The following is a 20,717-nucleotide window of genomic DNA, read 5'->3' on the forward strand; positions in this document are numbered from 1 at the left end:
GGGCTTTGTGACGTCTGCAGGAAGGAACAACTGCCGCCTTGTTTGTCGCTGCGTAGTGTGTGGCCACCTTCAGGTTCCGATTAACCATTTGGCGGGAAGCGACAACATTGGAATTAAGACAACTGCGTTATTTTGTAAAAATCATTGAACATGGCAGCCTGGGCCGGGCGGCACTTGAACTGGACGTAGGCGTATCAGCCCTCAGTCAGCAGATTTCCAAACTCGAAAGCGAGTTGTGCACTCGCCTCCTGAATCGCAGTACCACGGGCGTGACACCTACCAGCGCCGGATTTGCATTTTTACACCATGCCCAACTGACCCTGCGCCAATCTGAAAACGCCATCATGGCCGCCCATCGCGGGCGAATGAGTGGTTATGTCAGTGTCGGCCTGCCACCTACCACCGCGACAGTGCTCGCTCTGCCGTTGATCAACGCAATGCGTGCCCGTTATCCGGACATTCAACTCCACTTGGTAGAAATGCTCTCCGGGCACCTGGCTGCCCAGCTCAATGCCAGACAGATTGACCTGGCAATTCTGTTTCAGCTCGAAGGCGGTAAACGCTGGAGCGTGACCCCTCTGCTGGATGAAAAACTGTTTGTTATTGCCTCGCCAAACCTGTCACAAGCGCCTCGTGGCGACAATGTGCTGTTAACCGAGCTGGGCGGCTTGCCGCTGGTGATGCCCAGTGCTCAGCATGGTTTACGCTCGGCATTGATGAGTGCGTTCGAGCGGGTCGGGTTGACGCCCAATGTCATCATGGAAGTGGATGGTCTCGCCGTGCTGATGAACGCCGTGCGGGCCGGTCATGCTGCAACGATACAACCGGGGGCAGCAGCTGCATTGAAGGACGAGTCAGGACTTTCACTGGTCAAAATTGCCGACCCCCATGTGGGCCGGCGTAATCTGCTGGCTACGTTGGCTGATGACGAGTTGTCTCCGGCGGCACTGGCAACCCGGTTGGTCATCGTCGATGTCGCACGCCAACTGGTTCTCGACAAGCAGTGGCCAGGCGCGACATGGATTGAAGAGCCAGACCTGTAGTCATAGCGTGCGCTCAATCACAAAAACACGCGCTTCGTGCACCCAAAGTGTTTAGAAAAAATAAACACCTCGTGTCAAAAGCAGCCTTTCGACGCTCGACCTCCCTCTCTATCGTTCCCCCACTCGCAAGGAGCACCCGGTTACAGCCTCCTTGCAGATCGAGGAGCGATGATGATCGATGTATTAATTATAGGGGGCGGCAACGCAGCCTTATGTGCCGCTCTGATGGCGAGAGAGGCTGGCGCCAGCGTGATGCTGCTGGAAGCCTCTCCAAAAATCTGGCGCGGTGGCAACTCCCAACACACCCGTAACCTGCGGTGCATGCACGACCAACCGCAAGACGTATTGATCGACGCCTATCCGGAAGAAGAATACTGGCAAGATTTGTTGAAGGTCACCGGTGGTCTCACTGATGAAAAGCTTGCACGCATTGCCATTCGGGCATCGTCTTCTTGCCGCGACTGGATGCGTTCACATGGGGTGCATTTTCAGCCGCCTCTGTCCGGTGCACTGCATGTAGCGCGTACCAATGCTTTTTTCATGGGTGGCGGCAAGGCGCTGGTCAATGCGTACTTCCGCAGCGCCGAACAGTTAGGTGTGAAAATCCGCTACAACGCCCAGGTCACCGACATTGAACTGGACGATGGAAAATTCGTCGCGGCCCACATTGGCGAGCATGAGGTGGACGGTCAGCGCATCGCCGCAGAACGCATTGAAGCCCGGGCCTGCGTGTTGGCAGCGGGTGGTTTCGAGTCCAATCGTGAATGGTTACGCGAAGCCTGGGGCCAAAACGAGCGCGGTGAGTGGCCGTCCGATAATTTCCTGATCCGCGGCACCCGATTCAACACCGGTATTTTGCTGCGTCGCATGCTTGATCTCGGAGCTGACGTGATCGGCGACCCGACCCAAGCACACATGGTGGCGATCGATGCCCGCGCGCCGCTCTATGACGGCGGCATCTGTACGCGAATCGACTGCGTATCGCTGGGTGTAGTGGTCAATCGTGACGGCGAACGGTTCTACGACGAAGGTGAGGATTTTTGGCCGAAACGTTATGCAATCTGGGGGCGCCTGGTCGCCGGACAACCAGGTCAGCAGGCCTACTCGATCATCGATCAACAAGCCATCGGTCGTTTCATGCCGCCCGTTTTTCCCGGGACTACCGCCAACACCCTGCAAGAACTCGCACAGCAATTGAAGTTGCCAGAAAAACAATTCGTCGAGACTGTTGAGAACTACAACAGCGCCTGCCGCGTCGGCACGTTCGATCACACAGCACTGGACGACTGCCACACCCAAGGACTGACCCCGGCCAAAACCCATTGGGCACGGCCACTGGTGAAACCGCCTTTCTACGCCTACCCGCTTAAACCGGGTGTCACGTTCACCTACCTCGGCCTAGCCACCGATGAAACCGCCGCCGTGCACTTCAATGGCAAGGCGAGCCCTAACCTGTTCGTAGCCGGAGAAATGATGGCCGGTAATGTGCTGGGCAAGGGCTATACCGCGGGTATCGGCATGGCCATTGGTACAGCGTTCGGCCGCATAGCCGGTGTACAAGCCGCCGCCGCAGTGGGCTTTGGCGCTTCATCTGTGAATACGGAGTCTTCGCATGCAACTGTTTGATCCCAAGGCCTCGGGCGACTTGATCCCGGTGCTGAATCTTGACGAAAGTGAAGTCGAGCGACAGATGACCATCTGCAATGCCTGTCGTTATTGCGAAGGTTTCTGTGCGGTATTTCCGGCGATGACCCGGCGCCTGGAGTTCACTCAGGCGGACATCCATTACCTGGCGAACCTTTGCCACAACTGCGGTGCATGTCTGCACGCCTGCCAGTACGCCGCCCCCCATGAATTCGGGGTCAATGTACCCAAGGCAATGGCCAAGGTACGCCTTGATACCTACGCCGAATACGCATGGCCACAGGTGATGGGCAAGTTATATCAACGCAACGGATTGACTCTGGCGCTGGCTTCTGGGGCTGGCCTGGCATTGTTTCTTTGCTTGACCCTGATACTTATGGGAAACCTGTTCACCGTCATTCCGGGTGGGGACTTCTACAAAATTTTCCCGCATAACACTCTGGCGCTGATGTTCGGTGCAGTGTTCGGTTTTGCGGTGATGGCCCTGACCATGGGCGTGCGGCGCTTCTGGCGCAATGTTTCACCCGCTGCAGCCTCTCTGCCGGTAAAAACGTCCGCAGCACTGGAAGCGACGGCCAGCGTCGCGAAACTCAAGTATCTCGATGGTGGTCATGGCAAGGGCTGCAACAATGCCGACGATCAATTTACCCTCTGGCGGCGTCGTTTCCACCACCTCACCTTCTACGGCTTCATGCTGTGCTTCGCCGCCACGGGTGTGGCCACGCTGTTTCACTACCTGCTGAATTGGTCGGCACCTTATCCGATTTTCAGTTTGCCGGTGATGCTGGGCGTTGTCGGCGGTATCGGTCTGCTGATCGGTCCTGCAGGCCTGCTCTGGCTGAACCTGCGCCGCAACCCTGCACACGGCGATGAGAACCAGAAACCTATGGATCGCGGTTTCATCGCTTTGCTGTTTTTGGTCAGCTCAAGCGGCCTGGCGCTGCTGGCGCTCCGTGAAACCAGCGCCCTGGGTTTGATGCTGGCTATTCATCTCGGCCTGGTCATGGCGTTCTTCCTGACCATGCCTTATAGCAAGTTCGCTCATGGGTTCTTCCGCAGCGCAGCTCTGCTCAAACACGCCATCGAAAAACGCCAACCCAATCCGATCAACGCCGGCAGCGAATAACGTTTTAAACACTCATTCCAAAAACAATAGTGAGCATAACGGTAGCCATGATGAAAACCACAACGGCAACAACCCGGTCCAAGGGATCCAAGCTAGGGGCCATTTTTCGGGTCACCAGCGGCAATTTCCTGGAGCAGTTCGATTTCTTTCTTTTCGGGTTCTACGCAACCTACATCTCGCAGACCTTCTTTCCAGCCACCAGCGAATTTGCTTCGCTGATGATGACCTTTGCGGTGTTCGGCTCTGGATTCCTGATGCGTCCGTTGGGTGCGATTGTACTTGGGGCATACATCGACAAGGTTGGCCGTCGTAAGGGGCTGATCGTGACCCTGTCGATAATGGCCGCAGGCACGGTGTTGATCGCCCTGGTGCCGGGCTATGCCAGCATCGGCATAGCGGCCCCGATTCTGGTGTTGTTGGGCAGGCTGCTGCAAGGCTTCTCCGCCGGCGCAGAGATGGGTGGTGTTTCCGTGTATCTTGCGGAAATTTCGACGCCCGGGCACACCGGTTTCTATACCAGTTGGCAATCGGCCAGCCAGCAGGTTGCAATCGTCGTCGCGGCCGCCTTGGGATACACCATCAACGCGACGATGCAAGCCGCTGAAATCGCCGATTGGGGCTGGCGTATTCCTTTCTTCATTGGCTGCGTGATCATCCCGTTCATTTTCGTTATCCGCCACTCACTTGAAGAAACCGCGGCATTTACCGCACGTCAGCACCGTCCTACAACTCGTGAAGTTTTCCGTTCGATGCGTGACAACTGGCGCACCGTGCTGGCGGGTGGACTGCTTGCCTCCATGACCACCACCACGTTCTACTTGATTACGGTCTACACACCGACGTTTGGCAGAACCGTACTGAACCTGAGCACCACCGATAGCCTGGTGGTCACATTGCTGGTCGGTGTCAGTAACTTTTTGTGGTTGCCAATCGGCGGTGCGCTTTCCGATCGCATAGGCCGTCGCCCCCTGCTGCTCGCAATCTCCTTGTTGTGCATTTTCACTTCGTACCCCGCTATGCACTGGCTGGCAGAGGCGGCCAGTTTCGAACGACTGCTGGCCGTCCTGCTCTACTTCTCATTCTTTTTCGGTATTTACAATGGCGCTATGGTTGCTGCATTAACTGAGGTGATGCCTCAGAACGTACGGGTGGTTGGCTTCTCGCTGGCGTTCAGTCTGGCAACGGCTGTGTTTGGCGGTTTCACTCCGGCAATCTCAACCCTGCTTGTCCAGGCCACAGGGGATAAAGCATCGCCAGCCTACTGGCTTATGTTCGCGGCGGCGTGCGGCTTCACGGCGACAACGATTCTATATCGTCAGAAGAAAAAATTAGCGGTCAAACTCGTCTAGTTCCGGCTCGATCACCACCAGCCGGAATCACTCATCCAAGCCCTGCACCGCCAGGGCTTTTCCAATATTCCCCACCGTGTTCGGACACGCAAAAAGATCACCCCAACACAGTGAGTTGCGCAGCGGAATACAAAAAGGGCCTGCACGCGAATCGCCTGCAAGCCCTTGATGTGTAGAGTGCCAAAATCCGCAATAGCTCACTCGGTAGAAGAGACGGACGCTTTGCTGCCCAGGCGGATCAGTTCATTGGAGAAACACAAGCCGACGATGATCAGTGCCGCTCCCGCGTACAGGCTTTCGCGCGGAACTTCGTTGAGCGCCACAAACGCCAGAAGCGCGGCGAACAGTGGCTCGGTCAGCTCCAGTGCTTGCACTTGGGACGGTTTGAGGTACTCGATGGCCTTGGTGGTGCAGAAAAAGCCCAGGATTGTCGGCAGCGTGGCCAGCGCCAACAGCGCGGCGATCGCCAGCGGCGTCAGCTCGCCTACCGCGAAACCATCGGCCGCAGCCGGCATCAGCAAGTACAGGCTGCCAAAGAACAACAATTGTCGGGTGAAGTGCAGCCCCCCCGACACCCCCATATGCTTCATGGCAACCGAAAAGGCCCCATAGCCGGAGCCGGCCACGCAGGCGAGTGCAGCACCTTGCAGGGTAAAGCCCTGCTGCAGATCGCCGCCGAAGATCACCGAGATACCGGCGATCGCCAATGCGGCACCCACGGTTGCGTTCGCGGTGATGGCATCCTTGAGGAAAATGCGCCCCAGAATGATCGAGGAAATTGAGGCACTGGCCATCAGCACCACCACCACACCTGCGGCAGCGTAGTGTCGATAGGCCGACGTTTCGAAATGGAACAGCACAAAGATGCCAAGGAATGCGCAGATGGCTGCCTGAGTCCATTTGGTCGACGTCGTAGAGCGCTTGAGAAAAAACAATAAGATCGAGAGCAGCACGCAACCCAGTACGGTCTTGATGACAGCAACACTGCTAGCGGTGAAACCATTACTCATGAGTATTTTGCTGAGCACACCGATCGTTGCGTTCAGTGCCGCAGCGCAGAGTGCAAATATGACGCCTTTGCTGAAAGTGGATTGCATTGATGACGATCCCTGTCGCTGAATTGTCGTTCGATAGAATGCCGCCCGGTATCGACGGCGCAAAGTTTGAGGATAAGAAGCTCCCACCAACCCCAGTAGGGTGCTATTCGCCTTTATGTCAGCACCCACGGAGAACTCATATTGCCTGGCCCTTGGCCAGGTAATATGAGTTGACGAAGGTTGCAGTGTGCTGCAAAGACTGGCGTATATCCGGTTTGGCTATTCCATGCATGCTGGCAAATTGCTCGACCGCCGTTGTATTAAAACGAGTGGTCTGGATAAAGTCCAAGGCTTCGGGTTTTGTATTCAAAAACCACGCGATCGGAGGAATACTCAGTAGCAACTTCAGCAATCGAAGTGAAATGTGATGTTTGGGAGACTTTAAGCCCAAAGGTTGTGCCACCTGTGCCAGGAGTTCTCGCAAGTTTGGCGTTTGGTCGTCAAGCGCCAGCAGTTCCCGGCCCTCCATGGCAGGATCAAAAGCGCAAACTGCCACCAGTTCAACCAGGTAATCCACGGTAACCAGTGGCAGCCAGTGCTTGGCGGTACCGGGCACTGCAGTCAGCTTTCCCTGCACAAGGTTGCGTATCAGTGCCACCAGCGGCTGACCATCCAGGATATGCCCCGTGCGGCTATGGCCACAGACAGTCGCAGGGTGAACAACGGTAACCTCCCCGCCCTTGGCGGACATGACCTCCAGGGTCGCAAAATGCGCCTCCAGTTTGCTTCCCTCGTAACCACCGACATGCCGGTAGACGGCAGGCCAATTCGTCAGCTCCGGATGATGAGGGTCAATTCCGATGCGTTGCAGATGTTCATGATTTTTCAACATGTAGCCGCCAATCATCACTAAACGGCTTTTTTGTTCAGCTGCCAACAGCGCCACGCTCTTTGCCCCTTCCACATTCACCGCACGAGATTGCTCCATTGAAAGCCCCCATGCGAAGTGGGCGCCCAGGTGGAATATGACGCTGGCGTGCTTTAACACGTCTCGGTCAGCAAGACTCAGCCCGAGGTTGTTCTGTACCAGATCGCCCGCTACAGCAAATACCCGGGTTGCACACCCTCCCAAATTATCGACTTGCTCCCGCAGTGCAGCCAGTCGCTCCGGGCGGCGCATCAACACTCGAATGGTGTGACCTTTTGCACTCAGGTACGCCACCAAATGTTGACCGATGAAGCCGGTACCCCCTGTGACAAAGCACTCCACGCTCATTTCCCTGTTCCTTGTTTAAGGTGAAAAATCAAGCGTAAACTATCGACCCAACTCTATAGTCAAGCGGTGTTTTCATGAAAATCGGCGAACTCGAGGCCCGCAGCGGCGCCAGCCGCCATACCCTGCGTTACTACGAGCAAATCGGCCTGATCTCACCGCTGCGGCAAACTAACAACTATCGCGTTTACACAGTGCAAACGCTGCAGGATCTGGACTTTATCCAGCGCGCGCAAAGCATGGGTTTTTCTCTGGGGGAAATAGGCGAGATTCTGGATGCGCAGCGGAACAAGCTGATCGATTGTGCTGACGGCGCGAAGCTGATTGAAAAGAAGATGTCAGAAATCAAACAGAAAATCGCCAACCTCCAAAGCATTTATCGCTATCTGGATGAAGAGCGTGCAACCCTCGAAGCCAGTGCTGCCAAGCAACTTGCGCTTGAGCAACAGCGCAACGCTTCCACCTGAACTCAGCATCGGGGAAACGCAAGCTGGCGCCTGCCATTTTCAAATCCGTCACTCAGGCATTTGTAAAACCTTGCCGAGATTTCAGCTGAGTTTCAGGGCGAAGAACCAAATGTTTCTGCGGTCGTAAGCTTCTCGTTTGAGAACGTAAAGGATTGCAAACCACAATCCTGATCCGCGTGAATGGCTCCACTTCATGGCGATCACTCTTCACACGCTTCTACATGCCGCACAAAAGCCCACAGCGGAACAGCCACACAAACCAGAAGCACAATGACAATACTGATGCAGGTGATCAGTAGCCTTCCCATGGGGATATCCTTAAGTTGATCAAAAAGGGGGGCAGCTCAGTCCTGCGCTTTGGCAAATAAGCCAGATTTGGAAGTCACCAGACTGAGCACGGTGAAGCCATGAGTTGGCTACCGACCAAGCTAAAAATAGATGCCCGTCCACTCAGCCAACTCCTGTGTGCAGCCCCCTGCTGAGTGGGCTGACCTGACAAGCTTGACGGCTTAGGGGACCTTCGTCTGTAGGACAATCCTTAAGTAATACCCCGCTCCACTCTAAAGCCGGCCGCTATAGCGGCAAGGACGAAGTCATGCCTGAGCAAACTGTTTTGAAGTGCTACCAGGTCGGTGATCTGGACGATGTAGCCGCGACGAATGAAGGGGATCCCGCAAAGTACTGGCTGAAATGAGCGACGAAGATCCCGCCGAATATGCATTGTCCTCGAGGATCAAAGCCTCGATAGAAATGAGGTGGTCAGTGCGCTCCGGCGCCGCGGGCTAAGCATCGACGGCGACAACACGCTATAAGCGTGACCTCTGCGACTAAACGCAGTGGATGGCCCTGCGTCATAGCTTCAGCGTTGATCGGCGAAACCGTGACAGGATCAATTTGGGCAAACCACTGGAGTGATGACCGAGAACTGCATCCGAAAACGGATAGGAAAAAAATCACGCCTACCAAGTGAGTTGCGTAGCGGTCTTGGCATTTGCGGATCGAAAACCACAAGGGCCTGCACGCGAATCGCCTGCAAGCCCTTGATATAGATGGTGCCCCAACCCGGAACCTAATTAACGATAAAGGCCACAGTATCTACTTGGTTAAACCGAACAATTACGAGCCTGATGTACTTTTCCATGTACTATTTTATCGTGACTGGGAAATTTATGCCGTGTTGCCGACAGAAGCCCAACCCCTAGCACCCCTTGCCCGCAGTGGCATTGCAAACCCTTTAAACATGGCCGCTATCTCTGGTGCTCGCTGCAATCGAATAGCCATAGATGCATATAGGTTCGTGAGAATGCCACGCAAAAGTCACGCAGCACCTTTTCCCCTCCCCAGGCGTCCTGCCAACGTACACAACCCCCAATCCCTGCTGCAACGCTGAATACTCTACGGAGGATTCGCGATGCTAAATTCAGACTTGCTCCCTTCCCTGCTATCGAAGATCTACGAAAACCAGCTCGACCTTGAAGCCGCCATCATGCCGCCGGAGTGAACAGAAAAGGACGGCAATCAACCCATAGCTGCCCATCGCGAAAGGCAGCCTACGCCGTTTCACGCGCTGCCCGAGCAACCGGTCAATCATCGCCATCGCACTTGATCTCTTTCTTGTACTCATCTCGCTTGGCTTCGATCTTGACCTTGCAGCCGTGCTCCCGGAATTCGTCTTTCCACTCGCCGCGACGCCAACTGGCGCCGCGGCCATTCGGGCATTTGATCTCTTCCTTGTATTCATCGTCTTTGGATTCGATCTTTACCTTGCATGGGCCGTCCCTGTACTCGTCCTTCCATTCGCCACCCTCGCGCTCACCTCGCCAGTGATCCGCTGACGCTGGCGTCAACATGACTGAGCCAATTGCAGCCACCACCCACATACCAAGCATGGGTCTCACGCTCATCTCACCACCTCTGCAATAAAAGACACTTCGCGGCAGGCCAAGCTTTCCCGTAGCCACCGTATCAGCGTCTTGATAGTAACGGTGTGCCTGCAGGTGCTACGACAACGATCTGCGGCCGGTGTCTCCTATAGCGAGGAGAAACAGTGTGCTAATCGTCGGAAATGAAAGAAGAATGACTGCTTCTGGCCGGTTACTGCCCTTCGAGGATGGCAAAAATCTATGGTTTCGGACTAGGACGCTGGACCCGACACTCTCTTTTCTTAGTGACATGTAACCCGCCATAACTGATCCAGGCGAGCAGTGTAGCTTTGGCTCATATTTCCCGACGCATACCCCAGTCCGGTTTGCTCGGCACGCTTGCGGCACGCAGGGTGCCTCTTCCCCCGCGCCCATTAATCTCATCCAGAACCGCCATCACCCTTGAAACTTCTGCAGGCTGGATAACTGTAAACAGATCATCCGAAAACTCACCTGGCTGACGAAGATCCAACAGCAAGACCTCCGCCTTGCTGTATTTGAACCCGGGTTGGGAGACATGATTCAGCGCACCAATCGAACCGGTGTCAATGTCGTACACCCAGCCGCGTAGACTCAGTAAACCTTTTCTTGTGCCCTCCGAACGCTCGGATGGATCTGCATGTTCGCCAGTTGTGCGAGCAAATTTTCGCGCACCATCGAGCTGTATTTCGCCTTACTCAACTTCTGCATGCGGGACAGAGCAATGAAGATTATCGTGACTCCAACTAGAAGACCCCAAAGTGGCCAGTTGTGGTCTACACAACTGGCCACCCAGAGGTCTCTAGTTTGTATCAGCGATTGGGCCTACATCATTTCTCTTTAGAATCGGGCAGCGCGTAAGCGATCAGCGAGTCGCCCATCTTCGTACCGAACGAGCCATGGCCGCCGGCCATGATCACAACGTACTGTTTACCGTTAGACTCATAGGTCATCGGTGTCGCCTGACCACCAGCGGGCAAACGGGCCTGCCAAAGCAGATCGCCATTGGTGACGTCATAAGCGCGCAGGTAGTTGTCCTGAGTGCCCGCGATAAACATGAGGTTGCCGGCAGTCGAAATCGGGCCGCCCAACATTGGCACGCCAATCTTCATCGGCGGCAACTGGATTCCCTTAAGGCTGTCCCGCACCGTACCTATACGCTTACGCCACACGACCTCGTGGGTTTTCAGATCCACACCAGCAACGTAACCCCATGCAGGCGCTTTGCAAGGCAGCCCCAACGGCGAGAGAAATGCATTGATCTCAACCCCATACGGCACGCCATACTGAGGTTGAATACCCATTTCAGTGCCAGATCCGGTCGCTCCTTCTTTAGGCCACAGCGGGTTGTTGGGCCCACGTGGAATCAGTTTGGATACGAAAGGCAGCGCCATCGGATTCATTAGCGCTATCTGGCGATCAGCGTTGACCGAAATACCGCCCCATTCAAATACACCGAGATTACCTGGGAAAACCAGCGTGCCATTTTCTGAGGGAGGCGTGTACTGGCCGTTATAGTTGAGCCGCTTGAAGATCACTCGGCACATCAACTGATCAAACATTGTGCCGCCCCACATGTCCTTGTCGGTCAATGTCTGGATCGGGGTAAGGTTCAGTGCGGAGCGTGGCTGTGTCGGACTGACCCAATCGCCAGGAGCTGCCTCACCCGCAGGCACTGGCATTTCAGTGATAGGTACGATTGGCTTGCCGTCACGACGATCGAAAACGAACATGTTGCCCGCTTTAGTAGGCACATATATCGCAGGAACGGTGTCACCCGCCGGAGTTTTCACATCCGCCAAGGTCGGTTGCGACGGTACGTCCATATCCCACAGATCATGGTGGGTAGTCTGGAAGCTCCAAGCCAACTTACCTGTTGAAGCATTCAACGCCACAATCGCACTAGCATAACGCTCCATCACAGGGGTACGGTTGCCGCCCCAGATGTCAGGAGTAGGGTTCCCGGTCGGGACGTAGACCATATCGATCTTGGCATCGTAAGCCAGTGGAGGCCAAGCGTTAGGCGAGTTGTGGACCAGTGTCTGACCAGGGCCAGGAATTGCGTTTGGATCCTCTGCGCCGGTATCGAACACCCATTTCAAAGCACCGCTGTTGACGTCATAACCGCGAATGGCGCCAGAAGGCTCATGTACGGAATAGTTATCGGTGGTAGAGCCGCCGATAACAATAGTTGTTCCAGTCACCACAGGTGGAGACGTCGGCATCAAAGCGCCCGGAAAGGTATAGGGCTGCATTTTTTTGAGGTCCAGCTCGCCATTTTCCGCGAAGTCTGAACAGCGCTGGCCATTGTCGGCATTGATTGCGAACAGGCGAGCATCGTTGACCGGGAGCAGCACTTTACGCGGACAGCTGGTTTGGACCTGGGCGACACCTTTCAAGCTGGTGGCAAATTCCTTCGTGTTAGCCTGGTCGTAATACGCAACACCACGGCAAGTTAGATGCTGAAACGAGGGGTCGGAGATGAGTTTCGGATCGAATCTCCACTTCTCCTTACCGGTCGCTGGATCAAGCGCCACCAGTATTTGGTGGGTAGTGCAGATATACATGTTGTCGCCGATCTTAATCGGCGTCACTTCGTTAGTGGTTTCACCCGAGTCATTTTCAGTTTTGAACTCACCAGTGTGGAAAGTCCACGCGACCTCGAGGTCTTTCACATTACTGTCGTTGATCTGGTTAAGTGGCGAATAACGGGTTCCTGCCTGGCTTCTGCCATAGGCAGGCCAGTCGGCTGGGGCAATACCGTCAACCGGTTGGGCTTGCGCAGGTTGGGCCGCAGTCAGACTGCCGTTGATCTCCTGAGGATCGTTGAAGATCGAGTAGACCAAAACAGCGATCGCGAAAGCCAGCGTGGCCGACAAAAACATTTTGCTGGCTTTCAAACGCGCATCGATGCCGCGCGTCACTGCCGGAATCAGCAGCCAGATACCCAGGAGGCCGAGAATATCGAAACGAGGTACTAATGCCCAGAAATCCGAGCCGGCCTCCCATAGCCCCCATAAGGCGGTCGCCAGCATCAGCACCCCGTAAAGCCAGATCGCCGCTGCGGATCGTCGCCAAAGCAAGACCGCACAAATGAGCAGCACAATGCCGGCGATGATGTAATACAAAGAACCACCCAATGATGCCAGCCATATACCGCCTATCAATAAAACAAGCGAAAAAATGGTCGTTATCACTACTGTGAAAATCCTGAATCCTGAGCCTTTCGCTTGCGTACTCACAAATTTATCCTCCAAGACCTAATACAGTTAGGTCTCTCTCAATAGTACCGAGGTAAAATCTATGTGAATATTAGACCATCAGCACCCAGTGCTAGGTTTTTGTGTTATCGAAGTATAGAGGCCGCACTACGGCCCCATGAAAACGAGACAACCCAGTTTCGCGGCTGCGTACAGCGGCGCCACGTTCGCCAGACATTTCGGGATGGAGGCGAAAATAGAAGCCCTGGAGCCGCGAAACCCCGGGGCTTTGCTTTTAGCTATTTTCGCAAGCATACAATCAGCGCCGCCACGACTCCGATCCAGATAACCCCAAGCACGCCCAATAGCTCAGGCAGCTGTAATCCAAACATTGTCCACACCGATCAACAACAAATTTCCCCGACTATAATTGACCCAATATTTACTCAAGCTGAACAGAAATGCCTTGAAAGCCAATAAAGGCATTCAGGATATTTCGGCCGGACATTTAGTTGTACGCATGGTTGACAGATCAGCTAAGCCGCAATGAAGTCAGGGTGACAAAAGGCCGAACCAGCCAAAACGGGATTTTCCGCCACGAATTCCAAATAACGGGATTCGCTCCGAGCAGGCCACCTATTCCATTTTTCCTACATGAAAATGAGGTCGTGCTAATTTTTACGACCACAAATGTAGGTACCAAAATTAGCGCCCTGATTCAACGGCAGGCCGTCGACGCTGCAACCAGCTCCCGCTCGTACCCCATCCGCTGCCGGCGCTCGGCCAGCAGCGCCCTCACCTTCACCTCCAGCGAATCGGATTTCTTCAGGCTGGCTGCTGTCCAATGAGGCACCTCCACCTCCACCTCCGGCGTATAGCACGACACCAACACTGGAACCTCAATTCTCACGGTACGCACTTCAGGCTCACGCCCTGCACAGCCCGCCAGAATCACCGCCATCCCAATCAGCAGCAACTTCATAACCCCAACTCCTGATCAATGATCTCCTCAGCAGGCTGAGCAGGATCACCGCCAGTCAGTTCCTGCAGCAATAGGGTCGGTATGAAATACGTGCAGCCTTCGCTGCAAGCAAGCTCATGCCAACACTCTCAGCGCCCGGACGTACAGTGCCCGCCGATCCGCTGCGCCGTTCAGACCGCCGTTGATGCGCCGAGTGATCGTGTCGAACTTGCCCGCATCGGCAAAAGCGTTCAGGCCTCTGCTCGACCAGAACCACGCGGCAGACATAAAGGAGTGCTGAGGCTTCTCCAACAGCTCAGGGTAAGGCCCAGGGCTTCGCCGCACTCGGCGTAGTTGGCACGGCCAGTGATCTGGATCAGGCCACGGCCGCGATATTTGGAGCCGTCTCCCGGAACGCTATTGCCCAGGTCTGCCCTGCCCTTGTATTTGGCCTGGGCCTTGGTTGGACACCAGATCTCTTTCACGTACTTGAGCTGGCCAGACTCATGACCGGCCTGCGCGATGAACGCCGCCACGCGCTTCAGGCCAACGATCTGGTAGTGGTTCATGGCGGTGTTTAATGCGGACACAAAAACGCCGGCGGATTTGCCGGCGTTCGGGAGAATCTGCAGCAGTTGCTGCGCGGTGATGGGCATTACTTTTCTCCAGGCGATCAAAAGCCCGTACTAGGGGGGGGTCTCAGTAAACAACCTCAATAAGTAGAGACGAGATGGCAATGTGCAACTATGGTGATACATACGCACTCGGTCGCTGAAGGAGTCAACATGATCTGGATCGCCATTATCTGCACCGCCACAACCGTCGCCTTCCTTGGCGCAGTGATAAATGCTTGGAGAGTTCACCTCAAAAAAAACGAGGAGCTCCACTAAACCCTGCTGGGGCCTAATCACAAGCACAAAAAAAACGCTCTAGGCGGTCAATGGTTCTGCGACTTAGGATCAGGCGATCCCATACTCGGCTTTCAGTGCTGCCACCAACTGGCCCAGCTTCGCCAAGCCGTCCGGGCTAGTGCGCAGAGACTCACTGAACAAGTAGGTGTCCCCTACCTTTGCCAGGCGCAAGCTGTTGCCGGAGGTGTGGTAGCCGATCTCGAAGTACCCTGTAGGCTCAACCAGGTGATTTGCGGATTTAACTATTTCGGCAAATGTATCAACCTGGTTGACCGCAAGGGACACCTTTCGCGTCTTATCGTCGTCGGCCACGACTACCGCCCAGACGCCCGCTGTTACTGGGGTTTCGGTAACAGGAGGCGTATTGCTCCCACCATATGACAACAGTCTTTTCACTTCTGGAAAGCCTACCATGACGTCGTAACGCAGCACTGTCGCGATCGGCGGCTGCATGGCGCAATTTCTCCGACCTGCATGTAGCCAATAAAAGCCAGTTGGCGGAGCAGGCGCTTCACTCGATTGGCGGGCTGTACGAAGTCGAACGACACGCCAAGGAGATGAGCGACGAAGACCATTGGCTTACGCCAGGAAACAGCGGTACCCATCTCTGAAAAACTGCATGAGTGGATGCTGGCTCAACGCGAACTTGTGCCCGAGGGTGCGCCACGGCTAAGGTCTTGGTTTCAGTCTTAAACGCTGGGTAGCGCTGACGCGGTTGCCGACGCAGCGGGCAAGTGAGATCGAGAAATTGCTGCCGCATAAGTGGGCGCCCGCTTAACATCGTCTAGCAGCAATACTAGAGAACTAGAGAACTGGAGAAAGGCCACCATCGATCCTTAGATTGGTGCCCGTGATGTACCCCGCAATCGGGCTCGCAAGGAATGCCACGGCTGCTGCGATTTCCTCCAACTGACCTACCCGACCTACAGGAACCTGGGCAAACAGTGGCAGGACATGGCGTTCGATCTCTTCCCATGGCGCATCTTTGCTGCACAGGCCTCGCTCCTCGGCCACCTCGCGAAAACGTGCGTCAAGGGTCGAACTGTGTATGGTGCCAGGAGAGATGGCATTGACGGTCACCCCGTCAGCCGCGACTGCTTTGGCCATGGATGCAGTCATTGCGTTGATCGCCGCTTTACAGGCGGAATAATCTGGCGCAGTGGGCGGCGGCATCGTTGCCGCAAGGCTGGAGATATTGATCACCCGGCCCCATTTCGCTTTCTGCATTCGGGGCAGTAGATGTGTGGTGACCCTGAGGGCCGCAAGAACATTTCGGTCATATGCCGATGCCCATGAGGCAGGCTGTGTATCCAACCAGCTCTCTTTTGCGCCACCTGAGCCACCAGCGTTATTTATCAATATATCTATCGATCCAACGAGCTTTTGCGCGGCCTCGATCAACTGCTGCACCTGGTCATCGTGCGTCAGATCACCCACCACTGTATGGGCACATCCGCCTGAGGCAATGATCTCATTGGCCACTTTTTCCACCTGAGCCGCGTCGCGACCATGGACAATGACAGTGGTTTTTTCAAGGGCGAGTTTCTTGGCAATTGCTTCGCCAATCCCTTTGCTGCTGCCGGTTATCAGTGCATTCTTACCGCTCAAACTCAAGTCCACGTGCCGTTCCTCTTTTACAATGCCGTTAACTTCCCAAGGTAGGGCGAGATGATGGACAAAACCAGTACGCACCTTTTTGTGCCTATCCCTCATGAGGAGCGCGAGATCTGCCTTGGGGCCAATGGTTCGGTAGCGCACGTGACGCGTGTGATCCGCATGATCCAGGGGCGCTGGAAGTTGCCCATTCTTTTCAGGCTCTACGCCGATCCCTCAATGCGTACTTTGAAGCTAAAGCGCGACTTGCCAGGCGTTACGCAAAAAGTACTAACGGAACAACTGCGGCAGCTAGCCAATGATGGTTTGATTGAGCGGATTGATTTCGGCGAGTTGCCTCGCAGGGTCGAATATCAGCTCTCGGAAATGGGTAGGCAGCTTCTACCCGTGCTCATAGCTATGCGAAAGTTTTCGGTAAGCCACCTGTCCTAAACTGCAATCAAAAAGCAAGGTGTGATCCGCAGACGCTTACGAACAATGAGCTGACCGCGCATTTGCATGAGCTTTTCCATTTAAATAGTAGTGACTGCGATGCGCTGATGGCACGCCCAGTTGAAGACAGGTAGCCCGGAGCAGTCCAACAAAGAGCTACTGTCGCGGATGCAAGTACGGGGATCAGTGTTAGGTCCTGCGCGATTACCAGCGACACCGATCATTGGCTGCGCACCGGTTGGCGCGTTGCTCAGCGTCACCTCGAGGGTGTTAAAGCCGGTCAGTTGAACAGCTGTGATCGTGGCGCTGTCAGTGCTATCGATCCAGCGTAGCCCCCAGAAGCCGGGGTCCAAGACGTTTACGGTATCAATCGCCAGCGGGCCTTCAGGCACGTTAAATCGCAGAAGAACTTTCGTATCAGAACGCACGGCCTCTACACAGGCCGTTGGCAGCCATGGCTCACCCTTTATCAGAGCGCCCAAGGGTGCGTATCTGACAAGTTCTTCGGGATAGCATTTTCGATAGCGAACTGGGTGCTGTCCTGTACCTGATTAACCCGCTCCATCGAAGGATATGAGCCTAGCAGTAACGGTGTTCCTCCGTTATTCAAGTACATATCAATGTACTTGAATGGATCGGGCGATAGAGCCAGCTTGGACGGCACAGAGAATACTGTGCCGCTTACCGTATTTCTGGCGAAGGGGTCAGGCGGATGCCTAAGTAGGAAAGCTCGGACAGCTCAAGCAATGACGATGGAGGGTATGGCCTGTCCATGGTTCACCTTAAGCTTGAAATAATAGCGAGTTGTCGGTATTGGTAAGCCATACCTACACGGAGACTCATGGATGATCTCGCTCAAATCCTTGTTTGTTGTTTGCGCACTCGCCCTTGCAAGCACTGCATCCTTCGCTGCCAATACGCCTTACGGTTCTTGCTCCGAACGCGCTCAGTCATACCAAGAGCGCTACGAGTCGACAATGCGAGCTGGCGACTTCGTCTGCTATCAAAAGGCTCTTGAACGAGAGCTCGGGGGCAATCCTGGTTATAACTGCGATCAAAGTGCTGATCATTACCAAGTGACGTACAAGGCGAATCAACGATCGTCTGACCTTGTTTGTTACAGGGAAGCATTGCAAAGAGAGCTAGGCTAGAAAACCAGTGGTTTGATATGCCGCACTCACCTGCGGCACGCCTGCCCTCTGCCCTCTGCCCTGCGGATCATTAGCGTACTGAATGGCGCTTAGCGATCAACTCTTCTGCCTTACCGAACTAATACCCATCTCGGGACTCTACTTATTCGTCTTGAAGACATTCCCATACCTCAATAGCTGGGGTCAGATGAATGGTGAGGTCGGATAGCTCTACCAGGGATGATGGAGAGAGGGGCTGATTATCCTACCTCCCAGCCAGATAACAAAACTGTCACAAATTATCTATATCGTTCCTGCGGCAGGAACGATAATGGCAATTTGCCACCATTCTAGAGCGCGACCTCTGCTCCAAGGAGTGCGGCTGTGGCTGCCAGTTGCAATGCTTAACCTCTCCGCTGGGGACAGGACATATCTAAAAAAAATTCTCTCCCTCTACACCGACGCAAATGGTAGAGAGCTTTTAGTGGGCCTCACGCGTCAAGAGTCAGAGAGATACCTTGTACTCTGCGAACAAATCAGAAGCTCAGGCTTTGTAGCAAACGCTGATTACTACGAGCTGAAGGAAAAGCACGAGCTTACTCGCATGCGGGTCATAGCAGCGCAGCTCTACCTGTGTACTAAAAACCCTGCAATACACTGAGCAACTGATTCAGCCTTCCCCGCCATCCAGCAGCACATCGATCAGCTTCTGCTCACCCAGGCGCATAGCGCCCAAGCACTGCAAGTCGTCGCACTTAGGTCCCAGCCCGAATACGGTGACCTCACCTTTTGTTATTACCAACACGCAGAATGAAGGGTCTTTCTCTGGTATGTGTGGCATCTCGGGTTCCTCCCCTGCTCAGGGAGCTAGAAACGAAAAAGCCCCAGCAACTGCTGAGGCTATGAATAGGTGCGGACTCGAACCGTCGCAGTATAAAATCGAATGGGAACGCTTCAGAACACAAGGGTAAAAAATGAAGGTGAATAAATCTTGCTCGGCCTTGGCCGCTGTAACCTGCCTGCTCCTTCTGGGATGCGAAAGCAAGCATGATCACATATTCCAGCTAGCACGGTGCGGAGTGGCAGCTAGTTTGGATGCAAACTCCGACCCATCAGTCCTCGCCCGGTCCGAAAAAGTGATATTCAATTACATGCATAGACACGGAATCGAAAGAACCTATAAAGAACTGACCAATATAACCAACCAAGCGACAGAAGAGATAATGGGTACTCCTGATACCCCTAATGCCGATTGGCCGACTAAAGCCCAAGAAATTGTAGAGTCTGACTTTTGCAAAACTAACCTCGCTTGAGGAGCGGCAATTTTCATCAGGCTCAGTAGCTCTGCACTACCGGCTTATCTGTGTCCAGACGTCCCGCCGGCTGCTCTGGCTGCAGTGGATCGGTTTTCTTTGGGCAATAAAAAACCCGACGCAATGGCCGGGCTTTCAGAGCAAGTTGCCTTAGGCAAAATACTAACTATGGCGAAACGATGCCGCCAGCCGTGCGGGAAGTCAATCGACTGTCACTAAAGTTTTCCGAACCTTGTCAGAAGCAGACTCCAGTGCGGTATTTACAACCCTTCCTCTCATTTTCAGGACCAAGTCCTCACTAGGTATCGAATATTTCGTTCTGAGAGTTTCATGGCCTGAAATCCGTAATGCCCAACTAAGTCAGCGAGTGCATCCTCGATATCCGGAGGGCACGCGCTGTAATCGAGCTTCATTCTGATCATCTCGGCGCCTATCCAACCAAGACCTTCGATTTCTTTAAAACCGTGAAGCCCATTCTCGGCGGCTCGAAAGCTCAACTATATCGACCGTTTACGAGACATCACATCGTTTGACATCATGATGTCATTACCTCACGATGTATAGATGAACTTTGAACTTGAAAACTCACCTCTTTACTCTAAAGTCGAGATAGCAATCGCTGCAGATATTGCTACGGCTATCCTACCTTGCGGCAGCCAGCTTCCCTCTGAAAACCGCCTAGTTGAGCGCTTTGAGGTCAGCCGAACAACAGTGCGAAAAGCGATTGAGAATTTAGTGGCTCGTGGGCTTGTTGAGATCCGACGGGGCAAAGGCACTTTCGTCACGGAGCCGAAGCTCACCCAAGAATTGAATGAGTTAAGCGGATTCGTTGAAGATATGGTGGCGCTCGGCCGCCACCCTACCGCTCGACTCTTAGACAAACGCCCTCTGCCCGCCACAAAAAAGGTCGCGCAGCACTTAAGCGTCACACCCGGCACACAGGTATACCGAATCCAGCGTGTTCGTTTGGCTGATGGCGTGGCCATGTCGTTCGATGAGACTTATTTGCCGCTCGATATTGGCGAGAAGATAGTCAGTAACGATCTGGAGGCAGAGCCTATCTTTGACCTTCTGGAGAACAAGTACGAGCTGCCCCTGATCGAAGCCCAGTATCAACTCGAAGCCGCCAAAGCAAACGAGCATGTCGCTCATGCATTAGGAATCGAGGTCGGAAGTCCGATTTTCCTTATCGAACGCACGTCCTACACCGAGGGGGATCGCCCAATCGATTACGAAAGGCTTTACTACCGTGGCGATCTGATCCGGTTTTCCACTCGGTTGTCCAGGCGTACGCGCACGCGCACGTGACTGGAATC

At 54.4% G+C, this 20,717-nt stretch carries 15 protein-coding genes and 4 pseudogenes; 8 read left to right on the plus strand and 11 right to left on the minus strand.

The genetic code is table 11. The annotated features are described in order from the left end of the window. Positions 1–107: 107 nt before the first annotated feature. The 4 genes from DQN55_RS12085 (at position 108) to tcuC (ending at position 5,162) form a co-directional block, all read left to right on the plus strand. Positions 108–1,043 carry a LysR family transcriptional regulator gene (locus DQN55_RS12085; protein WP_048379606.1) on the plus strand — a complete coding sequence of 312 codons (936 nt, stop codon included), beginning with the start codon at positions 108–110 and terminating at the stop codon, positions 1,041–1,043. A 171-nt stretch (positions 1,044–1,214) separates the two neighbouring features. After that, entirely contained in the window at positions 1,215–2,669 is a 1,455-nt protein-coding gene (tcuA, locus tag DQN55_RS12090) for an FAD-dependent tricarballylate dehydrogenase TcuA (RefSeq protein WP_048379604.1), read from the plus strand. Next, positions 2,656–3,813, plus strand: a complete 1,158-nt coding sequence (gene tcuB / locus DQN55_RS12095; RefSeq protein ID WP_048379602.1) for a tricarballylate utilization 4Fe-4S protein TcuB — start codon at positions 2,656–2,658, stop codon at positions 3,811–3,813. Before tcuA ends, tcuB begins: the two co-directional genes overlap by 14 nt. Positions 3,814–3,860: 47 nt before the next feature. Beyond that, positions 3,861–5,162, plus strand: a complete 1,302-nt coding sequence (gene tcuC / locus DQN55_RS12100) for an MFS transporter (protein WP_048379600.1) — start codon at positions 3,861–3,863, stop codon at positions 5,160–5,162. 197 nt (positions 5,163–5,359) lie between these two features. Here tcuC and DQN55_RS12105 read toward each other — a convergent pair whose 3' ends face one another. Together DQN55_RS12105 and DQN55_RS12115 are read right to left on the minus strand one after the other, a co-directional pair. Beyond that, positions 5,360–6,259: a DMT family transporter gene (locus DQN55_RS12105; protein ID WP_048379598.1), complete on the minus strand. Its 900-nt coding sequence runs from the start codon at positions 6,257–6,259 to the stop codon at positions 5,360–5,362. A 136-nt stretch (positions 6,260–6,395) separates the two neighbouring features. Then, on the minus strand, positions 6,396–7,475 hold the full coding sequence (locus DQN55_RS12115; RefSeq protein WP_048379596.1) for an SDR family oxidoreductase: 1,080 nt from the start codon (positions 7,473–7,475) through the stop codon (positions 6,396–6,398). Between the two features lie 74 nt (positions 7,476–7,549). Here DQN55_RS12115 and DQN55_RS12120 point away from each other — a divergent pair, with 74 nt between their 5' ends. Then, the gene (locus DQN55_RS12120; RefSeq protein WP_048379594.1) at positions 7,550–7,939 is read left to right on the plus strand and encodes a MerR family transcriptional regulator; all 390 of its coding nucleotides are present in this window, start codon (positions 7,550–7,552) and stop codon (positions 7,937–7,939) included. Between the two features lie 1,583 nt (positions 7,940–9,522). Here DQN55_RS12120 and DQN55_RS12125 read toward each other — a convergent pair. The 7 genes and pseudogenes from DQN55_RS12125 to DQN55_RS12155 all read right to left on the minus strand — a co-directional run bounded on the left by DQN55_RS12125 (position 9,523) and on the right by DQN55_RS12155 (position 15,365). After that, positions 9,523–9,843 (minus strand): hypothetical protein, encoded by a 321-nt coding sequence (locus DQN55_RS12125; RefSeq protein WP_048379592.1) that lies wholly within the window; start codon positions 9,841–9,843, stop codon positions 9,523–9,525. 260 nt (positions 9,844–10,103) lie between these two features. Further along, positions 10,104–10,375: pseudogene (locus DQN55_RS22625) on the minus strand (DUF4113 domain-containing protein); the annotation flags it as partial. Between the two features lie 6 nt (positions 10,376–10,381). Next, positions 10,382–10,533, minus strand: a pseudogene (locus tag DQN55_RS22630) (carbonic anhydrase); the annotation flags it as partial. 137 nt (positions 10,534–10,670) lie between these two features. Continuing rightward, positions 10,671–13,082, minus strand: a complete 2,412-nt coding sequence (locus DQN55_RS12140; RefSeq protein WP_074702941.1) for a glucose/quinate/shikimate family membrane-bound PQQ-dependent dehydrogenase — start codon at positions 13,080–13,082, stop codon at positions 10,671–10,673. A 676-nt stretch (positions 13,083–13,758) separates the two neighbouring features. Next, positions 13,759–14,022: a lipoprotein gene (locus tag DQN55_RS12145; RefSeq protein ID WP_048382217.1), complete on the minus strand. Its 264-nt coding sequence runs from the start codon at positions 14,020–14,022 to the stop codon at positions 13,759–13,761. 114 nt (positions 14,023–14,136) lie between these two features. Continuing rightward, positions 14,137–14,657 (minus strand): annotated as a pseudogene (locus tag DQN55_RS12150) (glycoside hydrolase family 19 protein). Between the two features lie 303 nt (positions 14,658–14,960). Beyond that, positions 14,961–15,365 (minus strand): hypothetical protein, encoded by a 405-nt coding sequence (locus DQN55_RS12155; protein WP_053070929.1) that lies wholly within the window; start codon positions 15,363–15,365, stop codon positions 14,961–14,963. On the opposite strand from DQN55_RS12155, the pseudogene DQN55_RS12160 reads away from it, so the two are divergent. After that, positions 15,356–15,690, plus strand: a pseudogene (locus DQN55_RS12160) (IS66 family transposase); the annotation flags it as partial. The gene DQN55_RS12155 and the pseudogene DQN55_RS12160 overlap by 10 nt on opposite strands. Positions 15,691–15,716: 26 nt before the next feature. Here the strand turns inward: DQN55_RS12160 and DQN55_RS12165 are convergent. Further along, positions 15,717–16,532, minus strand: coding sequence for an SDR family NAD(P)-dependent oxidoreductase (locus DQN55_RS12165; RefSeq protein ID WP_048382216.1), 816 nt, complete (start codon positions 16,530–16,532; stop codon positions 15,717–15,719). Positions 16,533–16,580: 48 nt separating this feature from the next. On the opposite strand from DQN55_RS12165, the gene DQN55_RS12170 reads away from it, so the two are divergent. Then, positions 16,581–16,958: a winged helix-turn-helix transcriptional regulator gene (locus DQN55_RS12170; RefSeq protein ID WP_197714152.1), complete on the plus strand. Its 378-nt coding sequence runs from the start codon at positions 16,581–16,583 to the stop codon at positions 16,956–16,958. Between the two features lie 1,800 nt (positions 16,959–18,758). Here DQN55_RS12170 and DQN55_RS22290 read toward each other — a convergent pair. Beyond that, the gene (locus tag DQN55_RS22290) at positions 18,759–18,929 is read right to left on the minus strand and encodes a hypothetical protein (RefSeq protein WP_157314789.1); all 171 of its coding nucleotides are present in this window, start codon (positions 18,927–18,929) and stop codon (positions 18,759–18,761) included. A 1,036-nt stretch (positions 18,930–19,965) separates the two neighbouring features. On the opposite strand from DQN55_RS22290, the gene DQN55_RS12180 reads away from it, so the two are divergent. Then, positions 19,966–20,709 (plus strand): GntR family transcriptional regulator, encoded by a 744-nt coding sequence (locus DQN55_RS12180; protein ID WP_048382214.1) that lies wholly within the window; start codon positions 19,966–19,968, stop codon positions 20,707–20,709. Positions 20,710–20,717: the final 8 nt, after the last annotated feature.

The sequence above is a fragment of the Pseudomonas taetrolens genome, assembly GCF_900475285.1.
GTDB lineage: Bacteria > Pseudomonadota > Gammaproteobacteria > Pseudomonadales > Pseudomonadaceae > Aquipseudomonas > Aquipseudomonas taetrolens.